This window comes from Pseudomonas sp. TAE6080, assembly GCF_018732265.1.
GTDB classification, from domain to species: Bacteria; Pseudomonadota; Gammaproteobacteria; order Pseudomonadales; family Pseudomonadaceae; genus Aquipseudomonas; species Aquipseudomonas brenneri.
In genome coordinates, this window is the sequence record NZ_JAHIDY010000009.1 from 96,245 (window position 1) to 115,798 (window position 19,554).

The following is a 19,554-nucleotide window of genomic DNA, read 5'->3' on the forward strand; positions in this document are numbered from 1 at the left end:
ACGCAACTGTAGTAGAGGTTCAAACGGTTGCCGGTATTCAGGGCTGCTGATGCAAACGCTGCAGCTCCCGGCGCACCATGCTGGCGTACTCGGCGGGCCGCAGGGCATAGAGTTGACTGGCCACCCAGTTCAGCCAGGCGCCTTGCAAGTCATCTTTGCGAGCCAGCAGTTCGGCAGCCTTGGCCTGGGCATCTGCCAGGTGCTGCTGGTGAAAACGGGCCCGGCTTTCGCTCATTATTCGCTGGCCTTGAAAGTCACCAGCTCACCCTTGCGCCACTTGGCGGCCTTGCCGGTCACAGCCTTGAGGGTTTTGCTCAGGCCTTCCTGCAACTGTTCGTGGGTGGCGAACACCAGCATCACGCTGTGGCCTTCCTTGAACACAATGCCCTCGCCTTGCGCCGTGGACACAAACGCGTAGTCGCCCAGGCCATAGACCGTCAACTTGATGTCGCGAAACTTCAGTTCGAACTTGCCACCTTCACGACTGGGCAACACTGCCGCACGAAAATGATCGCCGACCTTGAGTTCCAAACGCGGTTTGTCATCTACCACCAGCGCTGTTTCAGTATCGATTTCAGCAATGTAAATGCCTTCCGGGGTTTGTTCCGTGATGTAAACAAACCGCGATTGAAACTGTTTAACCAACTTTGCGCGCAAATCACCCAGCACGAACAATGCGTGCATATCCAGATTACTGACTGCCAAGGAAACGCCCCCACATCTAAAAAAGCGCTACCCGCCCAGGCAGGCAGCACAAAAAAGGCCGATACGGCACGACACACTGAAAAACTGAAGTTGATCCCCGCCAGACTCGTACAGCCGGGCCGGACAGGCCTTGTACAAGGTCGTCAGGTATTGCAGGAAATCACAGGTTTATCGGCCAGAGAATACTGGACGCCCCACTTCAGAGAATACCCCATTTGAAAGGGTGGTTTCCGACAGCCAAAAACAACGGAAAAACGTTGGATGGAACCGAACGTGGGCTGCCGACAACAATATTAGAACAGCAACACGGCTTAAAACCACCCGAAAAGCTGCACGTAGGTCAACAGATCGACAGGAGCTGGCTATGCAACGAGTTCAACGTCAACCGACACAGGCTTGCGGCACCTTGTCCCGCAAGGATAGCGCGCTATTCTACAGTGTGCATGCCAACAACGTGTGCCCGGATTTCGCGCTGTATCGGGTCGTCCCGGCTGGCAGGAATTTTTTTCATATCCTTGAGGTTCCCAGCGGTCGGATCAAAGGCTTTCGCAGCGATCACAACAAGGCTTGCGCCTTGGCCAAAGAGTTGGAAGCCCTGCTCTGCACCACAACACGTTAAGCGTCGACTGCAACAAAGCGTGTAGCCAGCACTCAATGCAGGCGATCTGATCGCTCCAGGTCCAGTAATGCCTGCCAGGCGGCGCGGCACTCCTGGGCTTCGTCACGGCTGGCGAAGGCCGTGCCGCGCTGTTCGCCATTGAGCAACACCACCCAGCAGGCCCTCAGGCCCAACGCACGCAGGGTCGGTGGCACACCACTGCCAATCATCACCGCCACATCGACTTTGCTTTGCATGGAAGTTCTCCGCATGATTAGTTAGCAAGCTAACAATTTGCGGTATCTTAAGCTGTTCCCTACGTTGGAAAAAGCTATCGGCGTAGAAGCTTCCTTGCAGAACACGCAACAATCCGGGCCTGGACCTACTGTGCGCCAGCCTGCCCTTCAGGCTTGTAGCCCAGGCGCAAACCGCCCCAATGCCGGCCGTTGACCATGATCGGCACGGACAGGTCGTGCATCAACTCCCCGGTGTCACGGGTATAGGTTTGCAACAACACGGCCTGCTGGTGACTGCCACAACGAATCCCGGTGCGGTCTTCAAACTTGCGCTTGGTCCGATTGTTCACGGCGTCCACCTGGGCATCGCCGGTCAGCGCCTGGGAAAACGCCTTGTTGTGCGTCGGCACATAACCCTGTGGCGTGCAGGCAATCGCGAATACCAGGCCTTCGTGACGGGGCAGCAAGGCTTCCTGGATAGTGGGCAATACTTGATCGGTGTAGCCGTCGAAACGGCTGTGATATTTGGTCGGGTGGCTGTTGGCAATCGGTGTGTAGCTGCGATTGAACAGGTCGTCGAGGCTGATGCGGTTCTGCTGGACATCCGCCTCGAACTGCGCGGCGATCCGGCTCGCACCTTCGCGGGCCAGATCGTAGATGCGCTGGTGATAGTCGTCCAGGCCGACTTCAGCCAGGCGCTCGCTGATCGTTTCGGCCTGCCCTTCCATTTGCACGGCGGCCTGGGCCAACTGCTGGGTCTGCTGGTCGCTGACGATCAAGTCGCTACGCATCTGCTCCACCGCATGGAACAGGCTGTCGAGTTGCACCCGATTGGTCTCGGTACCCTGGGCAATCGCGCTGACCTGGCCTTCCACTCCCGCCGCCAGCGTGGCAATGCTTTCCAGTTGCTCGCCGGCGTGCTCCACCTGCTCGACGCCAGCCTGCAAATCCACGGACAGTTGGCGAATTTGCTCCACCACCTGGGCTGTACGCTGCTGGATGTCCGCGACCATCACCCCTACTTCATCGGTGGCGGTCGCCGTACGGCCCGCCAGGCCACGCACCTCATCGGCCACCACGGCGAACCCACGCCCATGCTCACCGGCGCGGGCGGCTTCAATCGCGGCATTCAGGGCCAACAGGTTGGTCTGGCTGGCGATGGACTGAATCACCAGGGTCACGCGCTGGATCTCTTCGCTGCGCTGGCTCAGGGCCTCGATCAATTGGCGACTGTCGCTGGCGCGCTGGCTGAGTTGGTGCATGCGGCTGATGGATTCCCCCAGCACCGCCCGCCCCTCGGTACTGCGCTGATGGGCCTGGCCCGCTGCACCGAGAGCCTCACGACTGAGCTGGGAAGTCTGTTGCTCGGTGCCAATCATCACTTCGGCACTGCTGACGATTTGCTGGGCGGCGCCCAATTGCGATTGCAGCCTGGCCGCCAGTTGCTTGACCGAATAGGCCACGCCAGCCGCTGACAACGCATTATGGCTGGTGGTGTAGGACAGATCGCGAGTCAACGCGCCCATGGCATCCTCGGCCACATCAGGCGCAAGGCTGCGGGCCGGTTTTTTCAGGCGTGGCAGCCAGACCAGCAGCAGGGCGACGGGCACACAGAGGTAGATCGACAGCTCGGCAAACGCCAGGCCCAACAGTATCAGCACCAGGGCGATGCTTTGCAGGAACGGCGTCACCCAACCAGGCAGTTGGCGGCTCACCGCATGCGGCACCACGGCGGCGCCCATCAGAGATCCATCCCCAGCCATGCTTGTCACCCCACTGTTTGTCATTATTGTGCCTGCATTAAACGCCACTAATTGGCCATTATCCATGGGCCTTTGGTGTTAGGGCTTGCAGCAGATCAATAGACTGGGGGATGAGGTTGCTGACGCTCACCTGATGTAGGAGCGAGCTTGCTCGCGAAGAACTCAGGGACAACACGTTTATCCAGAATACACGTGTAATCGTTGACGACTTTCGCGAGCAAGCTCGCTCCTACAGGGGCGGACAGATCAGGCTTGGCGCTGATGCTTGTCGATTTGCTCGTGGCGCTCTTGCGCTTCGATGCAGTACTTGGTGGTCGGGCTGATCAGCAGGCGCTTGAGGCCGATAGGCTCGCCGCTGTCATCACACCAGCCAAAGGAATCTTCCTTGATGCGCTCCAGGGCACGCTCAAGTTGCGGCAGCATGCGCTGGTCGCGGTCAATCGCGTTTACCAGCCAGGTGCGCTCTTCTTCTACCGAAGCGGCGTCAGCCGGGTCAGCCGGGGTGTCCAGGCTTTCAATGGCGATGCGGTTCTGCTCAATGCGCTCGTGGTGTTCGACTTTCATGTCTTGCAACAGCTGCTCGAAAAAAGCGTGCTGTTCGGCATTCATGTAGTCATCCGCCGGCATGGCCAGCAACTTTTCCTTTGTCATTGATTTCTCTATAAAAAATACGTGCATTAAGGCGAATAAGGGAGCGTTCCGGCCGACCTCTGCAGGTCTCGGCAAGGCGCCGTCCATTCCAAGCGCCACCCGGCACTCAATTTACGAGGGGCGGCAGTCTACGGCTGACTTGAGGGCGCAGCAACTGAAATGACAGGCAATTTGTCCGACATCCCCCCAAAAGGCACCAGGACGGGCTTGGCAGGCGGTAATCGGAGTGCGTTTATAGCAGGAATTTTCATAAAGCAGCTATAAGTTGCAAGCTGCAAGCGACAAGCTGTCAAGCCCGCCGCACTTGCAGCTTGAAGCTTAACGCTTGCGCTGCTTCTTATTGCGGTACTGGTCGATCACCACCGCCACCACGATGATCAGGCCCTTGATGATGTCCTGGATATACGCATCCACCCCCACGAAGGTAAACCCGCTGGCCATCACCCCGAGGATCAGCGCGCCAATCACCGTGCCGGTGATGCGCCCTACCCCGCCCGCCAGGCTGGTGCCGCCGATCACCGCCGCGGCAATCGCGTCCAGCTCGTAGGACATACCCATCCCCGCCTGCCCGGTAGCGGCCCGCGCCGAGGCGACCACACCCGCAAGCCCAGCCAGCAGCCCGGCGATGCTGTAGACAATGATCAAGTGGCGCTTGACGTTGATCCCCGAGGTGCGCGCCGCCTGCATATTGCCGCCGATGGCATAGGTGTACTTGCCGTACTTGGTGTAGCGCAGGGCAATGTGGAAGATCACCGCCACCACCAGGAAGATAATGACCGGCATCGCGCCATGGCCGATGGCCGTGTAGGAATCCGACAGCATGCTCACCGGCTGGCCTTCGGTGTAGTAACGCGCCAGGCCACGGGCCGAGACCATCATGCCCAGGGTGGCGATAAACGGCGGGATCCCGGTAATGGCAATGATGCTGCCGTTGATCGCCCCCGCCAGCAACCCCACGCCCAGGCCGGCCACCACAGGGATCCACACTGGTAAGTCAGTCAGCGAAGGAAACACCGCACGGGAAAAATCCGAGGTTTGCGCCAGACTCGCGGCAATCATCGCCGACAGCGCCAGCACCGAGCCCGAGGACAGGTCGATCCCCGTGGTAATGATCACCTGAGTCACACCAATCGCCAGCAAGCCGATGATCGACACTTGCAGGATCATCAGCACCAGGCGCTGGGAGTTCATCAGGAAGCTCTGGTCACGTACGATCCAGCCAAACAATTCGAACACCAGGCCGATGCCGATCAGCACCAGGAAAATGCTCAGCTCGGTAGGAAACCGCCGCCGACTCTTGACCGGTGCCGTGGCGGGCTTCTTTTCCTCGGGTTTGCTTTCCAGTATCGCGTTCATTACCCGTCACCTTTTTATTCGTTAGTGGACTGCCGTCATACCGGAAGCCAGTTGCATGACTTTTTCCTGGGTGGCCTCGGCCCGGTCCAGGGTGCCCATCAGCTCGCCTTCGTGCATCACCATGACGCGATCGCTCATGCCCAGCACTTCCGGCAGTTCCGAAGAAATCATGATCACCGCCATGCCCTCGCTGGCCAGCAAGGCAATCAAGCGATAGATCTCGGCCTTGGCGCCGACGTCGATGCCACGGGTCGGTTCATCGAGGATCAGCAGCCGGGGATTGGTCATCAGCCAACGTGCCAGCAAGGCCTTTTGCTGATTGCCGCCGGACAGGGTGTCGATGCACTGCTCAAGGGAAGGGGTTTTCACCCGCAGTTTCTGGCACATGTCTTCGCACAAGGCCCGCAGGGCTTTTTGCTGGATAAAGCCATTGCCCGAGTAGTGCGGCAGCACTGCCATCTCCATGTTTTCCAGGACCGACAGGCAGGGGAACAGCCCACTGAGCTTGCGGTCCTCGGTCAACAGTGCAAAACCTTGCTTGATGGCCAGATGCGGGTCGCTGATGCGCAGCACCTGGCCGTCGAGGCGGATTTCGCCACCGTCGCTTGGGGTAATGCCGAACAGGGTTTCGGCGACGTTGGTGCGGCCCGAGCCCATCAGCCCGGCAATACCGAGGATCTCGCCAGCATGCAGATCAAACGATACGCCCTCAAACACACCCTCCAGGCGCAGGTCGCGCACCGACAGCAGCAGTTCGCCGACGGGCTTGTCGCGCACGGGAAACAGTTGGCTCAATTCACGCCCGACCATCATCGATATCAGGCTGTCGCTGTCCATGCTGTCGGCCCGTTGCAGGCCGATATAGGCGCCGTCGCGAAACACCGCCACTTCATCGGCGATGGCAAACACTTCATTCATTTTATGGGTGATATAGATGATGCCTTTGCCCTGGGCCTTGAGGTCGGCAATGATCGAAAACAGATGGGCCACTTCCTTATCGGTAATTGCCGACGTCGGTTCGTCCATGATCAGCACGTCAGAGTCATAGGACACCGCCTTGGCAATCTCCACCATCTGCCGCTCGGCAATGCTCAGGCTGCCGACCAGTTCCTCAGGATCGAGGTTGATCCGCAACCGTGCCAGCAACTCGGCCGTGCAGCGGTGCATGGCCCGGTGATTGACCAGCCGCAGGCCATTGAGCTGCTCGCGACCGATCCAGATGTTCTCGGCGATGCTCATATGGGGCATCAGGTTGAGTTCCTGGTGAATCATCGCAATGCCCGACTGCAAGGCGGCCAGGGGCGTATCAAACACCACCGGCTTGCCCCGCAGGCGGATTTCGCCGGCATCGGGCTGGTAGATGCCGGCGATGATTTTCATCAGCGTCGACTTGCCGGCACCGTTCTCCCCCATCAGCGCCAGGACCGAGCCGGGGCGCACCCGCAATTGCACATCGTCCAGGGCCACGACGCCGGGAAAGCCTTTGCTGATATGGGCGATTTCCAGCAGGTAGGGTTGTTCCAGGTCGGCGGTCTGCGCAGCCGTCGCTTGAGCGAGCATATCGGGGCTCCATCAGCAGGGCGACGGTGATCACCCTGCAGGCTTATTGTTGTTATTGAACGCTACTTGAATGACGCAACATTGTCCGGGGTGATCAGTTGGAAAGGCACCACGACGTTTTGCTCGACCGCCTCGCCCCTGGCCATTTTCACCGCGGCCTCCACTGAACCAACCGCCTGCCCCTTGGCATCCTGGAACACCGAGAGCGCCATCTCACCCTTGGAAATCGCATTCAACCCGTCGGGCGTGCCATCGACACCGCCAATCAACACGCTGCCCGGTTTGACGCCGGCGGTTTTCAACGCCATGGCCGCACCAATCGCCATTTCATCGTTGTTGGCGACCACCGCATTGAACTCGCGGCCCTGGGTCAACCAATCGTTCACCAGCGTCATGCCTTTGTCCCGTAGCCAGATCCCGGTCTGCTCCTGTTCAACCTTGATGTCCGGATATTGACCGAGGATCTCCTTGACGCCCTTGGTGCGATTGGTCGTCGAGTTGTTGGCCAGGTCACCCAGCAGAATCACGATCTTGCCTTTGCCGCCCATCTTCTCGGCCAGGTACTGCATTTGCAGTTTGCCGGCCTCGACATCATTGGACGTCACCGTCACCACCCCTTTGGGCAGATCGGTCTGATCCGGGCGGCGGTTGACGTAGACCAGCGGGATGCCGGCCGCCACCGCAGCCTTGGTGATACGTGCGGTAGAGGCTGTGTCCACCGGGTTGACCACCATGGCATCGACTTTCTGGCTGATAAAGTTCTCGACCTGGCTCAGTTGCTTGACCACGTCGGCGCGGGCATCTTCGAATTGCAGTTGCACGCCGTCGCCCTTGGGGTAGGACTTGGCTTGCTTGTCCATGTCTTCACGCAGGTAGGTCAGGAAAGTGTCGTCGAACTGCGACATGCTGACGCCAATCTTGAGATCGGCGGCGGCGGCCACACCACTGGCAAGCAGCATCGCCAAGGCCAGCGGGGCGAAACGGATCTGAGTCTTCATGAACGGTCTGTCTCCACTTTCTTGTTGGTTTTCTGGACGTAGCGTTTATCAGAGCGATGGTGTTGAAGCAGGCAGTCGCACCACTGGCGCCCCTGGGATGCAGCACACCAGGGCGCCCTTGCTTTCGACGCAAAGGACATTGAGAAAAGAGAAATAGAAAGGCCGTGCGCGGGGCAGGAAGGCAGAACGTAATACTTGCAGTACAGCGTTGGAGATTTTCATCTGACGGTACCTGGTTGTTTTTTTATCTTGTTTTTGTTGAGTCCCGCGGCTCCTTTAGAAAGGAAGGCCGAGACGGACTTTCAGCAACCTGGAATGACTTTATTGGAAAATAATTTCCATATCAACTCATTTTAGAATTTTATTCTATTTTCGTTCACCCCCTTCCACCGCGGCCATCTCTACCACTTGCCGGTGCTCGGCGCTGAGCCTGGCGGCATCCAGCACCCGTGTGGTTTCCCAGGCATCCCGGGCCTCCACCGGCAGTGCGCCGAGGCCTTGCACAGCACGTTGCAACTGCCGGTAGAACTCGTTCCAGGCGCCCTTTTGCGAGGGGATCCGCTCGCGTTCCGCCCCTTGCTCAAACCAGCCCCAGCGCCGATGTTCTTCGGCGCCCCAGTGCTCGCCTTCGGTCTTCGGGCTCTTGCCAGCCATCAGCGCTTCTTCCTGGCCGTCCAGGCCCTCGACGGTGTAGCAACCCGCCGTGCCATTAACCCGAAAACGCGGGGCCTGGCTGTTTTGCAGGGCGCTGCCCCACAGGTGGGAAATCACCCCGTTGGCATGGGTCAGGCAGACAAAAAAACCATGATCGACCGTGGGATGCTCGGCGCTGTACTGCAATTGCGCAAACACCCGCTCCACCGGGCCAAACAACTGCAAAGCCTGGTCCACCAAGTGGCTGCCCAGATCCCGCAGGAACCCGCCGCCGCTGGCATTGCCCACCGCTTGCGGGTTGTAGCGCTCCACTCGGGATTCAAAGCGGGTGATGGTGCCCAGGGCGCCAGCGTCGATCAGCTTGCGCAAGGTGAGGTAATCCGAGTCCCAACGCCGGTTCTGGTAGACGCTGAGTTTCACCCCTTCACGTTCGGCTGCGGTGATCAGCGCCTGGGCCTGCTCGGCATTGCTGGCAAACGGTTTGTCGCTGACCACCGCCACACCATATTCAATGGCCTCCAGCACCAGGGCCGGGCGGCCCTTGAGCGTGGTGGAAATCACCAGCACATCCACCCCGGCCTCAACGATCTGCGCGATGCTGTCGAATGCCGGCAATCCGGGATGCTCCGTCGCCAGTTGCTGGCGCCGCTCAGGCGAGCGAGTCACCACACCGACAAACGTCGCCCCGGGCAATGTGGCGATCAGCGGGGCATGAAAAAAACGGCCACCGTGGCCGTATCCAACCAGTCCGATGCGCATGAACCAACTCCTTGCTTGAGGTGCAAACCCCATCAAAATGTAGGAGCTGGCTTGCCTGCGATGGCGGTGGATCAGGTTAGAAATACTTGACTGATCTACCGCCATCGCAGGCAAGCCAGCTCCTACAACGACCGCGTTTCACCTGTGAAATGGGAGGCGCTAGCCGTAGAACGCAGGGCGATCCGGCAGGCTGACCTTGACGATCTGCCCACTGCCCTGGGCCTCGATACACGCATCCGCCGCCACCGCTGCGGCAAAGCCATCCCACGCCGATGGCCCACCCACCTGGCCGGCACGCACACCATCGATAAAGGCCTGCAACTCGACGTCATAGGCGGCGATAAAGCGATCTTTCCAATCCATCAGAATCGCATTCGACAGCTTGGCGCCGCTGCGCAATTGCACCTGGGACGGCTCCGGCAATTTGGCAATACCGGTCTCCCCCACCACTTCGCACTGGATGTCGTAGCCGTACTGGCAGTTCACAAACACTTCCACATCAATCCGCGTGCCCCTGGCGGTTTCCAACAGCACGATCTGCGGGTCGCGCAAATGGCTCAGGGCCTTGCTGGTTTTACGCGGGAACACCACCTGTACCGATACATAGTCATCGGCCAGCAACCAGCGCAGCACGTCCAGTTCGTGGATCAAGGTGTCGGTAATGGCCATGCTGGTGTTGTAGTTCTCGCCCACCGTCGGGTTGCGGTGGGCGCAGTGCAGCATCAGCGGCTCACCGATCTGGCCGCTGTCGATGACCGCCTTGAGGGCTTGATAACCCTGGTCGTACGGGCGCATGAAACCGACCTGGACCAGGCGCTTACCATGGGCCACTTCCGCCTCGACGATGTGGCGACAACCCTGGGCAGTGACCGCCAGCGGCTTTTCACAGAACACCGGCTTGCCCGCAGCAATCGCCGCCAGTACAAACTCCTCATGGCTCGGCCCCCAAGAGGTAACCAGCACCGCCTCGACCTGCGCCGAATTGATCAGTGCATGACCGTCGGCGTACACCTCGGCATTGAGTTGCAGCTCCGCCACCACCTGGGCCGCCTGTTCAAGGTTGATATCGGTGACCGCCACCACCTGGCTGTTGAGCAAGGTCTGGCTGCAACGGCGAATATGGTCGCGGCCGATGGCGCCCGTACCGATCACACCCAACTTCAAAGACATGGCAACACTCCTCTTATTGTCAGTACTGCCGGGCCTTGGCCAGGCGTTCATTGAGTTGTTTGGCGCAGGCGTTGGTGCGCGCGCTGGTGGACACCTGCGCCACACCGACCCGCCACCACGACAGGTAGCCGTGGATCATGGTCTTGGGCAGGACCTTGATATCGATTAGGGTCGACACGCTCTGCTCGCGTGCATCGGCCAACGCGGCGTGCAGTTGCGCAATCGTCGTGACCTTATAAGTCTTGCAACCATAGGCCGCCGCGCTCATGGCGAAATCCACCGGCACCAGGCCGCCATCGAGCTTGCCGCTATCAGGGTTGCGGAAGCGGAACTCGGTGCCGAAGCTGTCCATGCCGTTGCCCATCTGCAGGTTGTTGATGCACCCGAAGGCCATGTTGTCCAGCAGCACCACGTTGATCTTGCGCCGCTCCTGGATCGAGGTCGCCAGCTCCGAATGCAGCATCATGTAGGAGCCATCGCCGACCAGGGCGTAGACCTCACGCGCCGGCTCGGCCAGTTTCACGCCCAGGGCTGCGTTGATCTCATAGCCCATGCACGAATAACCGTACTCGACGTGGTAGGTGTTGACCCCCTTGCTGCGCCAGCTGCGCTGCAAATCCCCCGGCAGGCTGCCGGCAGCGGCGACAATTACCGCATCGTCGGCCAGGGTGTCGTTGAGCACGCCCAACACCTGGCTTTGGGTCAGGCAGGAGCCTGTCAGTTCGATAAACTCGCGCAGTACCGCCGGGTCCATGTGGTCATTGATCTCGGGGGTGAAGTCGGCGTCGGTGTAGCGCGCCTGATAGACCCGGTCCACTTCGGCATCCAGTTGCGCACGGGCCTGGCGTGGCTGCTCGCCCCATTGCGCGCAGTAATCGCCCAGGGCGCCGGTCAATTCCTGCAGCCCCAGCCTGGCATCTGCCAGCACCTGCACGCCGTCGAGCTTCAGGACATCGCCGGGGCTGATATTGAGGTTGAGAAACTGCACCTCGGGGTGTTGGAACAGCGATTTCGATGAGGTGGTGAAATCGGTATAGCGCGTGCCAATGCCGATGATCAGGTCGGCGTCGCGGGCCAGCAGGTTGGCGGCCAGGCAACCGGTTTCACCGATACCGCCGACATTCAAGGGGTGGCTGGAGACGATTGCGCTCTTGCCGGCCTGGGTCTCGGCAAAGGGGATCTGAAAACGCTCGGCAAACGCTTGCAGCGCCGCATTCGCGCCGGAGTACTTGACCCCGCCACCGCAGATAATCAGTGGCTTGCGCTTGGACTTGAGCAGCGCGGCAGCCTCGCGCAGCATCGCTTCGGTGGCCGGGCGACGGTCCAGGCGGTGCACGCGTTTTTGCAGGAAGTAATCGGGGTAATCCCAGGCCTCGGCCTGCACATCCTGGGGCAAGGCCAGGGTCACGGCGCCGGTTTCGGCCGGGTCAGTCAACACGCGCATGGCGTGGATTGCCGCACTCATCAACTGCTCGGGGCGGTTGATACGGTCCCAGTATTTGCTCACGGCGCGAAACGCGTCGTTGGTGCTGATGCTCAGGTCATGGAATTGTTCGATCTGCTGCAACACCGGGTCCGGCTGGCGGCAGGCATACACATCACCCGGCAGCAGCAACAGCGGGATGCGGTTGGCGGTGGCGGTCGCGGCGGCGGTGAGCATATTGGCCGCGCCGGGGCCGACCGACGCCGTACAGGCGTAGACCTTGCGCCGCAGATGCTGCTTGGCAAAGCCAATCGCGGCATGGGCCATGCCCTGTTCGTTGCGGCCCTGGTGCACCACCAGGTCGCCACTGTCCTGCTCCAGGGCCTGGCCCAGGCCCAGCACATTGCCGTGGCCGAAGATGGTGAACACCCCAGCGACGAACTTGCTCTGCACGCCATCGACTTCGATGTACTGGTTATCGAGGAACTTCACCAGGGCCTGGGCCATGGTCAATCGGGTTGTGGTCATGTTTGGCACCCGTGTCTTTTGGATTTGGCGTTGTTAAAGATCCAGCAACCAACTGTGCTGCGGGTCGTTGTGAAAGTGCCAGGCGCGCTTGGGACCGGCCATCACGTTCAAGTAATACGACTCATAGCCATACGGCACGCTGACCGGGTGATAGCCCTTGGGCACCACCACCAGGTCGTGGTTTTCCACGGCCATGGCCTGGTCGATGCTGCGGTCGTCGGTGTACACCCGCTGGAAGACAAAACCCTGGGATGGGTTGATCTGGTGGTAGTAGGTTTCTTCGAGAAAGCTCTGGTGCGGCAGGTCATCGGTGTCGTGCTTGTGCGGCGGGTAGCTGGACGAATGCCCGGACGGCGTGCGCACCTCCACCACCAGCAGCGAATGGGCCGGTTCGCTGTCGGGCAGGATGTCGCAGACATAGCGGGTGTTGGCCCCTTTGCCGCGCACGCTGCGCCGGCAGTGCTCGGGGCGGATCAGCCGGGGCGCCAGACCGGCGGCGGTAGAGCCCGGCGCGGCACAGACGGCGATCTGCACATCGCTCAGGGCTGTCACCTGGGCCACCGTGTTGGGCGGCAGATAGGCTGCGAACGGCGATTTATCCTCGAACACTGACTGGCGATCCCCGAGGTTCTGCCAACTGAAGCCCTCGCCTTCGATCGTCACTCGGCCACTGAGCAGTACCAGGCACAACTCTTTGTCGTCGGCACTGACCGGCAGCGTTTGCCCCAGGCCCAGGCGGTAAGCGGCAAACCCCACATACTCCAGGCCGCCTGCTGGCAGCGCGACCATGGTTTGCCCGTGCGGCGTGCTTTTGACCAACAGGCTCATTGTCCGGCCCTCGCATCCAACAGCGCACGTAAGGTATCAAAGCCTTTTTTTGCATAGATATAGCTGGGCGCCACGGCCGGATCCTGCTCGGCCTCCACCACCAGCCAACCGCTGTAACCGGCGCCCAGCAGTACGTCCAGCAACTCGGCGAAGTCGATGTCGCCATCCCCCGGTACGGTGAAGGTGCCGTTGACGATACAGTCGGGGAAGCTCCACATCTGGTTGCGCGCCAGTTGCACCACCGGCTTGCGCACATCCTTGAAATGCACATGGCAGATACGCACCAGGTGCTTGCGCAGCACCTCGATCGGCTCGCCGCCGCCCATGTAACAGTGCCCCGAATCAAACAGCAGGCCGACCTCCGGGCCGGTGAGGCGCATCAAGGTGTCGATGTCTTCCGGGGATTCGACATAAGCGCCCATATGGTGGTGATAGGCCAGGCGCACGCCCTGGGACAGGGTAAAACGCGCAAGCTCGGTGAGCTTGTCGGCGTAGGCCTGCCACGCCTGCTCACTGTGGAAACGCGGGCGTTCGATCAGGCGGACCGGCGAGCCCTGGATCGAGTCGGCCACTTCACCGTAGACCAGCACCGTGGCACCGTTCTCGCGCAGCAGTTGCACATGGCTGGCGATGGCGTCGATTTCCTCGGCCACCGAGCGTCGGGCCAGGCGGCTGGAGTACCAGCCGGAGACCAGCGCCAGATCGTAGGGACGCAACACATCGCCCACGCCCTTGGCGTCCTTGGGGAACTTGCCGTTGAGTTCGAAACCTTCGTAGCCGATGGCCTTGCCTTCGCTGAGCGCAGTGCTCAAGGGCGTCTCGCCGCCCAGGGCCGGCAGGTCGTCGTTGCTCCAGGAGATGGGGTTGATGCCAATACGGATTGCGGGCATGGCTGCACCTTTTATTGTTTTAACCTTAAGGCTGCTGAAATCTGCTTCTGTGGGAGCTGGCTTGCCTGCGATAGCGGTGGGTCAGGCACTTAATGTGTATCTGACAGACCGTTATCGCAGGCAAGCCAGCTCCTACAGTTGATCGTGTTTAAACTCTGGAGCTGCGCCAGGCCTGGATCAATTGCTCGAAGATCTGCTGCACTTGCTGGATCAGCGTTTCATCGTCAATTTCACCCGCCAGCCACGCCCTGCTCGGCTCCTGGAAGATCGTGCGGCCCACGGCAAACCCACGGCAGGTCCGGCTCTGGCCCGCCTGCTGGAAGCCCTCGGCCAAGGATTGCGCCGGAGCATTGAGGCCCAGCAATACCACGCCCCGGCAATAGGGATCGCGCGCCTCGATCAGCTCATCGAGCTTGCGCCACTGCTCGGCAGTCTGCGCCTCGATCTTCCACCACGCCGGGTAGATGCCCAGGTTGTACAAGCGCTTGAGGCTGCGATAGAGCACATCCGGGTAGGTCGAAGGATGATCCTTGGGTGGCACCACTTCCAGCAGCAGTTCATGGCCGCTGGTTTGCGCTGCCTGGTACAGGCCCTTGAGCTGGGCTTCCTGCTCAAGGCGCAGCAACGGCTCGTCGTCGGGGTGAAACTGCACCAGGCACTTGATGATCTGCTCCTGGGGCCAGGCGATCAGGTTGCTGCCAATCGAACGGCCATGCTCGAACGCCAACGGCCGCGAGCCCTGGACCTCTACCGGGCGCGCGACCCACCAGCCACGGCCAGTGGCGGCGTTCAACGCATCCTGGCCAAAACGCTGGTCGGCCAAAATGCCCACATCGGCCTCGACGCCCTGCTCGCGCAGCTTGCCTTCGACGCGCTCGACCGCCTGGATAAACAGCTGCTTGATAGCGCTGATCCGCGCGGGGTCCTGGCCACCTTTTTGCGCCAGCTCCACCAGTTGCCAGCGATGATCGAAGGCAAACACAAACAGTTGCTTCCAGTTTTTGCGCGGCACGCTGACCTGATGCAAACGTTGCAGTACCGGGTCCAGGTCCGGCCGGGTGATGGGCACCGGGCTGTTGAACAGGTATTCGAGTTCCGCCGGGGTCGGCATTGCCGGGGCGCAGGCATGGCGCGACACCACCAAACCGCCGCAGGCATTGGCCAACTGGCAGCAACGCTCATCACTGGCCTCGTTCAGCCAACCACTGAGGAACCCCGCCATAAACGCATCGCCGGCCCCCAGTACATTGAGCACCTCAACGCGCACGCCAGGGTAAATCGCACCGTCTGCCAACCGTGCCGGGATCTCGCCGTGGATCACCGTGCAACCCTGCGGGCCGAGCTTGACCACCAATGTCGCCGTCGTCAGGCGCCGCACCGTGCGCAAAGCGTCGAGCAGATCCGCGCTACCGCCGGCAATCAGGAACTCTTCTTCGGTGCCCACAATCAGGTCGAAACGCCCGAGGATGCCCTGCACATGCTGGCTGACATTCTGGTCGGCGACAAAACGGGTCTCGCCGTCGGCCTTGCCCGCCAGCCCCCAGAGCACCGGGCGATAGTCGATATCCAGCACACGCTTGACGCCGTGCCGCTCGGCGTAATCCAGGGCCTGGAGGCTGGCCTGGTACACGCCGTCGGTAGAAAAGTGAGTGCCGGTGATCAGCAGCGCCTTGCTGCTGGCAACGAAGGCTTCGCTGATATCTTCGGCGCGCAGGGCCATGTCCGCACAGTTTTCGCGATAGAACACCAACGGGAAGGTTTCGCGGTCCTTGAGGCCCAGCAGGACCATGGCGGTCAGGCGTTGTGGGTCGACAGTGATGCCACTCACATCACAGCCTTCACGTACCAACGACTCCACCAGGAAACGCCCCATGTGATCGTCGCCGACCCGGCTCAACATCGCCGACCTGAGCCCCAGTCGCGCCGTGCCAAAAGCGATATTGGCGGAAGATCCACCCAGGTACTTGGCGAAGCTTGAGACATCCTCCAGCCGCGCCCCGACTTGCTGCGCGTACAGGTCGACGCCCAGGCGCCCGAGACAAATCAGATCCAATTGACGCCCACTGGCAAAACGAGTCTGGCCCATGCTGGCTCCTGTTATTTTTATCAGCCCGCGCCTGCCGTCAAAACGGCGACGCTCTTGGTGGATGCAGACTAGGACGTCCGGCGCCATCAATCAATATTTATTCTATAAATATTTTATGTGGAATATATTTTCCATTAAGGTATTTTTTGGTGCCTTCCCTGTAGACTTGCGCCCATTGACCTATTGTCAGGGGCACCGTGCCCGTCACCTGCCCTGTAAGAACAAGCCAGAAGGATTGCTTATGTCCCGCACCGATCAGCAGTCTTGCGCCGAGACCGACGCTCTCGCCAATCCTCCGATCAATGCCGAACGTCTGTTGCAGTTGATCACCGACGAATACGAAAGCCTGCCCCGCCAGCTCAAGCGCATCGCCAGCTACATGAGCCAGCAGAGCGATCGGATCATGGTCGACCGCATCAGCGATATCGCCCGGGAATGCGAAGTCCATCCGTCGGCCATCGTGCGTTTTTCCCAGCGTTTTGGTTTCAGTGGCTTCAGTGAAATGCAGGCGCTGTTTCGCGAGGCGTATACCCACAAGACCACGCCGGTGCAGAACTACCAGCAGCGCATCCGCAGCATGATCGCCAACAAGTCGCAGAAAGCCAGCGGCGGCGACCTCGCCCGCGAGTGCGTGAGCGCCACGCTGTCCGGCATCGAGCGCCTGGGCCTGGAACTGGACGACGCGGCCTTCGAGAAAGCCGTGGACCTGGTGGTCAACGCCGACAATATCTACGTGGTTGGCGTACGCCGCTCGTTTGCGGTGGCCGACTACCTGGTCTACAACCTGCAACACACCAACAAGCGCATCCACCTGGTCTCGGGCCTGGGCGGCAGCTACCGCGAACAGATGCGCAGCGTACGCGCCAATGATCTGGTGATCGCCATCAGCTTCACGCCCTACGGCAAGGAAACCCAGCACTGCCTGCGCATCGCCCAGCACCACCAGGCCAAGACGCTGATCATCACCGACAGCAACCTGTCGCCGCTGGCCAAGCGGGCCAACGCGGTGTTACTGGTCAATGAAGGGTCGTCGTTCGCGTTTCGCTCGTTGAGCGCAACGCTGTGCCTGTGCCAGGCGCTGTTTATTGCCGTGGCGTACCGGCTGGAGCTGAAGGTCGATGAGATTCACGAACAGGTGGGGTTCGACGACTAAAAAGGCCCGCTCCTACATTTTGGCCGAGGTGGCCGTGAGAATTGCCTACATGAATTTTCTTTTAGAAACCTCGCTATCATTTCTTGGCAAAATGCCTCACTCCAGAGTGACCAGGTAGCCCCCATGCCCCGTATTTTGACCATCGAAGACGACTCTGTGACGGCCCGCGAGATCGTCGCCGAGCTGAGCAGTCATGGACTGGACGTGGACTGGGTAGATAACGGCCGCGAAGGACTGAGCCGGGCCGTCAGCGGCGATTACGACCTGATCACCCTCGATCGCATGCTCCCGGAGCTCGATGGCCTGGCCATCGTCACCACCCTGCGCACCCTCGGCGTGTCGACGCCGATCCTGATGATCAGCGCCCTTTCCGACGTGGATGAACGGGTCCGCGGCTTGCGGGCCGGTGGGGATGACTACCTGACCAAACCCTTCGCCTCCGACGAGATGGCGGCCCGGGTCGAGGTGCTGCTGCGCCGCAACAATGCGGTGAAGGCTGCGCAAACCGCACTGCGCGTGGCCGACCTGGAATTGAACCTGATCAGCCGTGAAGCCAGCCGCGCCGAGCAGCCTTTGAGCCTGCTGCCCACCGAGTACAAGCTGCTGGAGTTCTTGATGCGCAACACCGGGCAAATCCTCTCGCGGATGATGATCTTCGAGGAAGTCTGGGGTTATCACTTCGACCCGGGCACCAACCTGATCGACGTACACATCGGCCGCCTGCGCAAGAAAATCGACCCACCGGGCCAGACGCCGCTGATTCGCACGGTACGAGGCTCGGGCTATGTCATTGCTGAACCCGTCTAACGGCTGGCGCTCGTCCAGCAGCCGGTTGCTGGCGCTGTACAGCTCACTGTTCGTGGCCTGGAGCTGCATCCTCATGGGGGTGTTGTACTACGAGGTCTCGGGATACCTGGGCGACCTTTCGCGCCACTCGTTGATGCAACGCCAGCACCTGTTCCAGCGGTTCGAAGGCGCACAACTGGATGAAGCCCTGGCCACCAGCATGACCTTCGACATGAAGGGCATCGACGCCTATGGCCTGTTCGATGGGCAACAACGCCCACTCAGTGGCCCGATCCAGCAGATTCCAGCAGGCTTGGCCCTGGACGGGCGCATCCATGCCTTGGCCAACTGCATCGAATCGGATGATCCGAAACTGCCCCTGGGCAGCTGCGACGCCGTAGCGACCCAGACCCAGGATGGTCGCTGGCTAGTACTGGTGCGCGATAACGGCTCGTTGCTGGGCGTGACCCGGATCATCCTGCAAGCCCTGCTTTGGGCGATCTCCCTGACCATTATCCCCGGCGTCGCCGGCTGGCATCTGCTGCGCCGGCGCCCGTTGCGCCGGATTCGCGCAATCCAGGCCAGCGCCGAAGCCATTGTCGCCGGCGACCTGACCCATCGCCTGCCGCTGTCCAACCGTCGTGACGAACTGGACATGCTGGCTGCCATCGTCAACGCCATGCTCGGGCGCATCGAAAAACTGATGAACGAGGTCAAGGGCGTGTGCGACAACATTGCCCACGACCTGCGTACCCCACTGACCCGCTTGCGTGCGCAGTTGTACCGGATCAAGCAACAGGCCGATGGACACTCGCCCCTGGCCTTGCAACTCGATGAAGTGATCAGCGAGACCGATACACTGATGGCGCGCTTTCGCGGCTTGCTGCGCATTTCCGAACTGGAAGACCGGCAACGACGCTCCGGCTTCCTGGTGTTCGATCCCCTGCCGTTGCTTCAGGAACTCCATGACTTCTACCTGCCGTTGGCGGAAGAAGGCCAGTTGGCGCTGCTGTTGCAGGTCCCCGAAGCATTGCCGCCAATTAATGGCGACCGCGCGCTGCTGTTCGAAGCGCTGGCCAACCTGCTGAGTAACTCGATCAAGTTCACCCCGCCGGGCGGCGAAGTGATTGTGCGAGGGAGCAACGAATCAGGCTGTACGCGCATCGACGTATTGGACTCCGGCCCGGGGATTCCAGAAGCAGAGCGGGCCGCGGTGTTCCAGCGTTTTTACCGGGTCGATGACGGCCAGCAACAGGGCAGCTTTGGCCTGGGCCTGTCGATTGTGGCGGCGATCATCAACCTGCATGGCTTTGGACTGGAAGTCGGCAGCAGCGAGCGCGGCGGCGCGCGATTGACCCTGGAATGCCGCCAAAAAAACCCACTGTAGGCGCCGGCTTGCCAGCGCCTACA

The 19,554-nt window shown here is 60.7% G+C and carries 18 protein-coding genes; 4 read left to right on the forward strand and 14 right to left on the reverse strand.

Going from position 1 to position 19,554, the window contains the following annotated elements; translation table 11 throughout:
* Positions 1 to 37: 37 nt before the first annotated feature.
* Both KL786_RS09270 and KL786_RS09275 read right to left on the reverse strand, forming a co-directional pair.
* Positions 38 to 235, reverse strand: coding sequence for a hypothetical protein (locus KL786_RS09270; protein WP_215517410.1), 198 nt, complete (start codon positions 233 to 235; stop codon positions 38 to 40).
* Positions 235 to 684, reverse strand: coding sequence for a hypothetical protein (locus KL786_RS09275; protein ID WP_032861073.1), 450 nt, complete (start codon positions 682 to 684; stop codon positions 235 to 237). Before KL786_RS09275 ends, KL786_RS09270 begins: the two co-directional genes overlap by 1 nt.
* 385 nt (positions 685 to 1,069) lie before the next feature.
* Here KL786_RS09275 and KL786_RS09280 point away from each other — a divergent pair, with 385 nt between their 5' ends.
* Entirely contained in the window at positions 1,070 to 1,324 is a 255-nt protein-coding gene (locus KL786_RS09280) for a hypothetical protein (protein ID WP_215517453.1), read from the forward strand.
* A gap of 32 nt (positions 1,325 to 1,356) precedes the next feature.
* On the opposite strand, the gene KL786_RS09285 is transcribed toward KL786_RS09280, so the two are convergent.
* From KL786_RS09285 to KL786_RS09340, 12 genes are all read right to left on the reverse strand, one after another.
* The gene (locus KL786_RS09285) at positions 1,357 to 1,560 is read right to left on the reverse strand and encodes a hypothetical protein (RefSeq protein WP_215517411.1); all 204 of its coding nucleotides are present in this window, start codon (positions 1,558 to 1,560) and stop codon (positions 1,357 to 1,359) included.
* A gap of 125 nt (positions 1,561 to 1,685) precedes the next feature.
* Positions 1,686 to 3,368 carry a methyl-accepting chemotaxis protein gene (locus tag KL786_RS09290; protein ID WP_421527568.1) on the reverse strand — a complete coding sequence of 561 codons (1,683 nt, stop codon included), beginning with the start codon at positions 3,366 to 3,368 and terminating at the stop codon, positions 1,686 to 1,688.
* A gap of 180 nt (positions 3,369 to 3,548) precedes the next feature.
* Positions 3,549 to 3,953, reverse strand: coding sequence for a TraR/DksA family transcriptional regulator (locus tag KL786_RS09295; RefSeq protein WP_010564800.1), 405 nt, complete (start codon positions 3,951 to 3,953; stop codon positions 3,549 to 3,551).
* 318 nt (positions 3,954 to 4,271) lie between these two features.
* A complete protein-coding gene (locus KL786_RS09300) occupies positions 4,272 to 5,309 on the reverse strand; it encodes an ABC transporter permease (protein WP_032861077.1) in 1,038 nt (345 codons plus the stop codon).
* Positions 5,310 to 5,330: 21 nt separating this feature from the next.
* The gene (locus tag KL786_RS09305; RefSeq protein ID WP_215517413.1) at positions 5,331 to 6,869 is read right to left on the reverse strand and encodes a sugar ABC transporter ATP-binding protein; all 1,539 of its coding nucleotides are present in this window, start codon (positions 6,867 to 6,869) and stop codon (positions 5,331 to 5,333) included.
* Positions 6,870 to 6,931: 62 nt separating this feature from the next.
* Positions 6,932 to 7,867, reverse strand: a complete 936-nt coding sequence (locus tag KL786_RS09310; RefSeq protein ID WP_032861079.1) for a sugar ABC transporter substrate-binding protein — start codon at positions 7,865 to 7,867, stop codon at positions 6,932 to 6,934.
* A 366-nt stretch (positions 7,868 to 8,233) separates the two neighbouring features.
* Positions 8,234 to 9,280, reverse strand: a complete 1,047-nt coding sequence (locus KL786_RS09315; RefSeq protein WP_215517414.1) for a Gfo/Idh/MocA family protein — start codon at positions 9,278 to 9,280, stop codon at positions 8,234 to 8,236.
* A 159-nt stretch (positions 9,281 to 9,439) separates the two neighbouring features.
* The gene (gene iolG / locus KL786_RS09320; protein ID WP_215517415.1) at positions 9,440 to 10,450 is read right to left on the reverse strand and encodes a bifunctional inositol 2-dehydrogenase/D-chiro-inositol 1-dehydrogenase; all 1,011 of its coding nucleotides are present in this window, start codon (positions 10,448 to 10,450) and stop codon (positions 9,440 to 9,442) included.
* Between the two features lie 19 nt (positions 10,451 to 10,469).
* Positions 10,470 to 12,401 carry a 3D-(3,5/4)-trihydroxycyclohexane-1,2-dione acylhydrolase (decyclizing) gene (gene iolD, locus KL786_RS09325; RefSeq protein ID WP_215517416.1) on the reverse strand — a complete coding sequence of 644 codons (1,932 nt, stop codon included), beginning with the start codon at positions 12,399 to 12,401 and terminating at the stop codon, positions 10,470 to 10,472.
* Between the two features lie 33 nt (positions 12,402 to 12,434).
* Positions 12,435 to 13,229, reverse strand: a complete 795-nt coding sequence (iolB, locus tag KL786_RS09330) for a 5-deoxy-glucuronate isomerase (protein WP_215517417.1) — start codon at positions 13,227 to 13,229, stop codon at positions 12,435 to 12,437.
* Positions 13,226 to 14,119: a myo-inosose-2 dehydratase gene (iolE, locus tag KL786_RS09335; RefSeq protein ID WP_215517418.1), complete on the reverse strand. Its 894-nt coding sequence runs from the start codon at positions 14,117 to 14,119 to the stop codon at positions 13,226 to 13,228. Before iolE ends, iolB begins: the two co-directional genes overlap by 4 nt.
* Positions 14,120 to 14,267: 148 nt before the next feature.
* Positions 14,268 to 16,205 carry a bifunctional 5-dehydro-2-deoxygluconokinase/5-dehydro-2-deoxyphosphogluconate aldolase gene (locus KL786_RS09340; protein WP_215517419.1) on the reverse strand — a complete coding sequence of 646 codons (1,938 nt, stop codon included), beginning with the start codon at positions 16,203 to 16,205 and terminating at the stop codon, positions 14,268 to 14,270.
* Between the two features lie 241 nt (positions 16,206 to 16,446).
* On the opposite strand from KL786_RS09340, the gene KL786_RS09345 reads away from it, so the two are divergent.
* From KL786_RS09345 to KL786_RS09355, 3 genes are all read left to right on the forward strand, one after another.
* Positions 16,447 to 17,358, forward strand: a complete 912-nt coding sequence (locus KL786_RS09345; RefSeq protein WP_032861090.1) for a MurR/RpiR family transcriptional regulator — start codon at positions 16,447 to 16,449, stop codon at positions 17,356 to 17,358.
* Positions 17,359 to 17,481: 123 nt separating this feature from the next.
* Positions 17,482 to 18,165, forward strand: coding sequence for a response regulator transcription factor (locus KL786_RS09350; RefSeq protein ID WP_215517420.1), 684 nt, complete (start codon positions 17,482 to 17,484; stop codon positions 18,163 to 18,165).
* The gene (locus KL786_RS09355; protein ID WP_215517421.1) at positions 18,143 to 19,531 is read left to right on the forward strand and encodes a sensor histidine kinase; all 1,389 of its coding nucleotides are present in this window, start codon (positions 18,143 to 18,145) and stop codon (positions 19,529 to 19,531) included. The genes KL786_RS09350 and KL786_RS09355 overlap by 23 nt, the downstream gene beginning before the upstream one ends.
* Positions 19,532 to 19,554 lie beyond the last annotated feature (23 nt).

Coding starts and splice junctions, on each gene's coding strand:
- KL786_RS09290 (WP_421527568.1), bottom strand. CDS start 3,368: ATGGATAATGGCCAATTAGTGGCGTTTAATGCAGGCACAATAATGACA.
- KL786_RS09355 (WP_215517421.1), top strand. CDS start 18,143: ATGTCATTGCTGAACCCGTCTAACGGCTGGCGCTCGTCCAGCAGCCGG.
- KL786_RS09315 (WP_215517414.1), bottom strand. CDS start 9,280: ATGCGCATCGGACTGGTTGGATACGGCCACGGTGGCCGTTTTTTTCAT.
- KL786_RS09275 (WP_032861073.1), bottom strand. CDS start 684: ATGCACGCATTGTTCGTGCTGGGTGATTTGCGCGCAAAGTTGGTTAAA.
- KL786_RS09340 (WP_215517419.1), bottom strand. CDS start 16,205: ATGGGCCAGACTCGTTTTGCCAGTGGGCGTCAATTGGATCTGATTTGT.
- KL786_RS09305 (WP_215517413.1), bottom strand. CDS start 6,869: ATGCTCGCTCAAGCGACGGCTGCGCAGACCGCCGACCTGGAACAACCC.
- KL786_RS09310 (WP_032861079.1), bottom strand. CDS start 7,867: ATGAAGACTCAGATCCGTTTCGCCCCGCTGGCCTTGGCGATGCTGCTT.
- iolE (WP_215517418.1), bottom strand. CDS start 14,119: ATGCCCGCAATCCGTATTGGCATCAACCCCATCTCCTGGAGCAACGAC.
- KL786_RS09295 (WP_010564800.1), bottom strand. CDS start 3,953: ATGACAAAGGAAAAGTTGCTGGCCATGCCGGCGGATGACTACATGAAT.
- KL786_RS09270 (WP_215517410.1), bottom strand. CDS start 235: ATGAGCGAAAGCCGGGCCCGTTTTCACCAGCAGCACCTGGCAGATGCC.
- KL786_RS09280 (WP_215517453.1), top strand. CDS start 1,070: ATGCAACGAGTTCAACGTCAACCGACACAGGCTTGCGGCACCTTGTCC.
- KL786_RS09300 (WP_032861077.1), bottom strand. CDS start 5,309: ATGAACGCGATACTGGAAAGCAAACCCGAGGAAAAGAAGCCCGCCACG.
- KL786_RS09345 (WP_032861090.1), top strand. CDS start 16,447: ATGTCCCGCACCGATCAGCAGTCTTGCGCCGAGACCGACGCTCTCGCC.
- iolB (WP_215517417.1), bottom strand. CDS start 13,229: ATGAGCCTGTTGGTCAAAAGCACGCCGCACGGGCAAACCATGGTCGCG.
- KL786_RS09350 (WP_215517420.1), top strand. CDS start 17,482: ATGCCCCGTATTTTGACCATCGAAGACGACTCTGTGACGGCCCGCGAG.
- iolG (WP_215517415.1), bottom strand. CDS start 10,450: ATGTCTTTGAAGTTGGGTGTGATCGGTACGGGCGCCATCGGCCGCGAC.
- iolD (WP_215517416.1), bottom strand. CDS start 12,401: ATGACCACAACCCGATTGACCATGGCCCAGGCCCTGGTGAAGTTCCTC.
- KL786_RS09285 (WP_215517411.1), bottom strand. CDS start 1,560: ATGCAAAGCAAAGTCGATGTGGCGGTGATGATTGGCAGTGGTGTGCCA.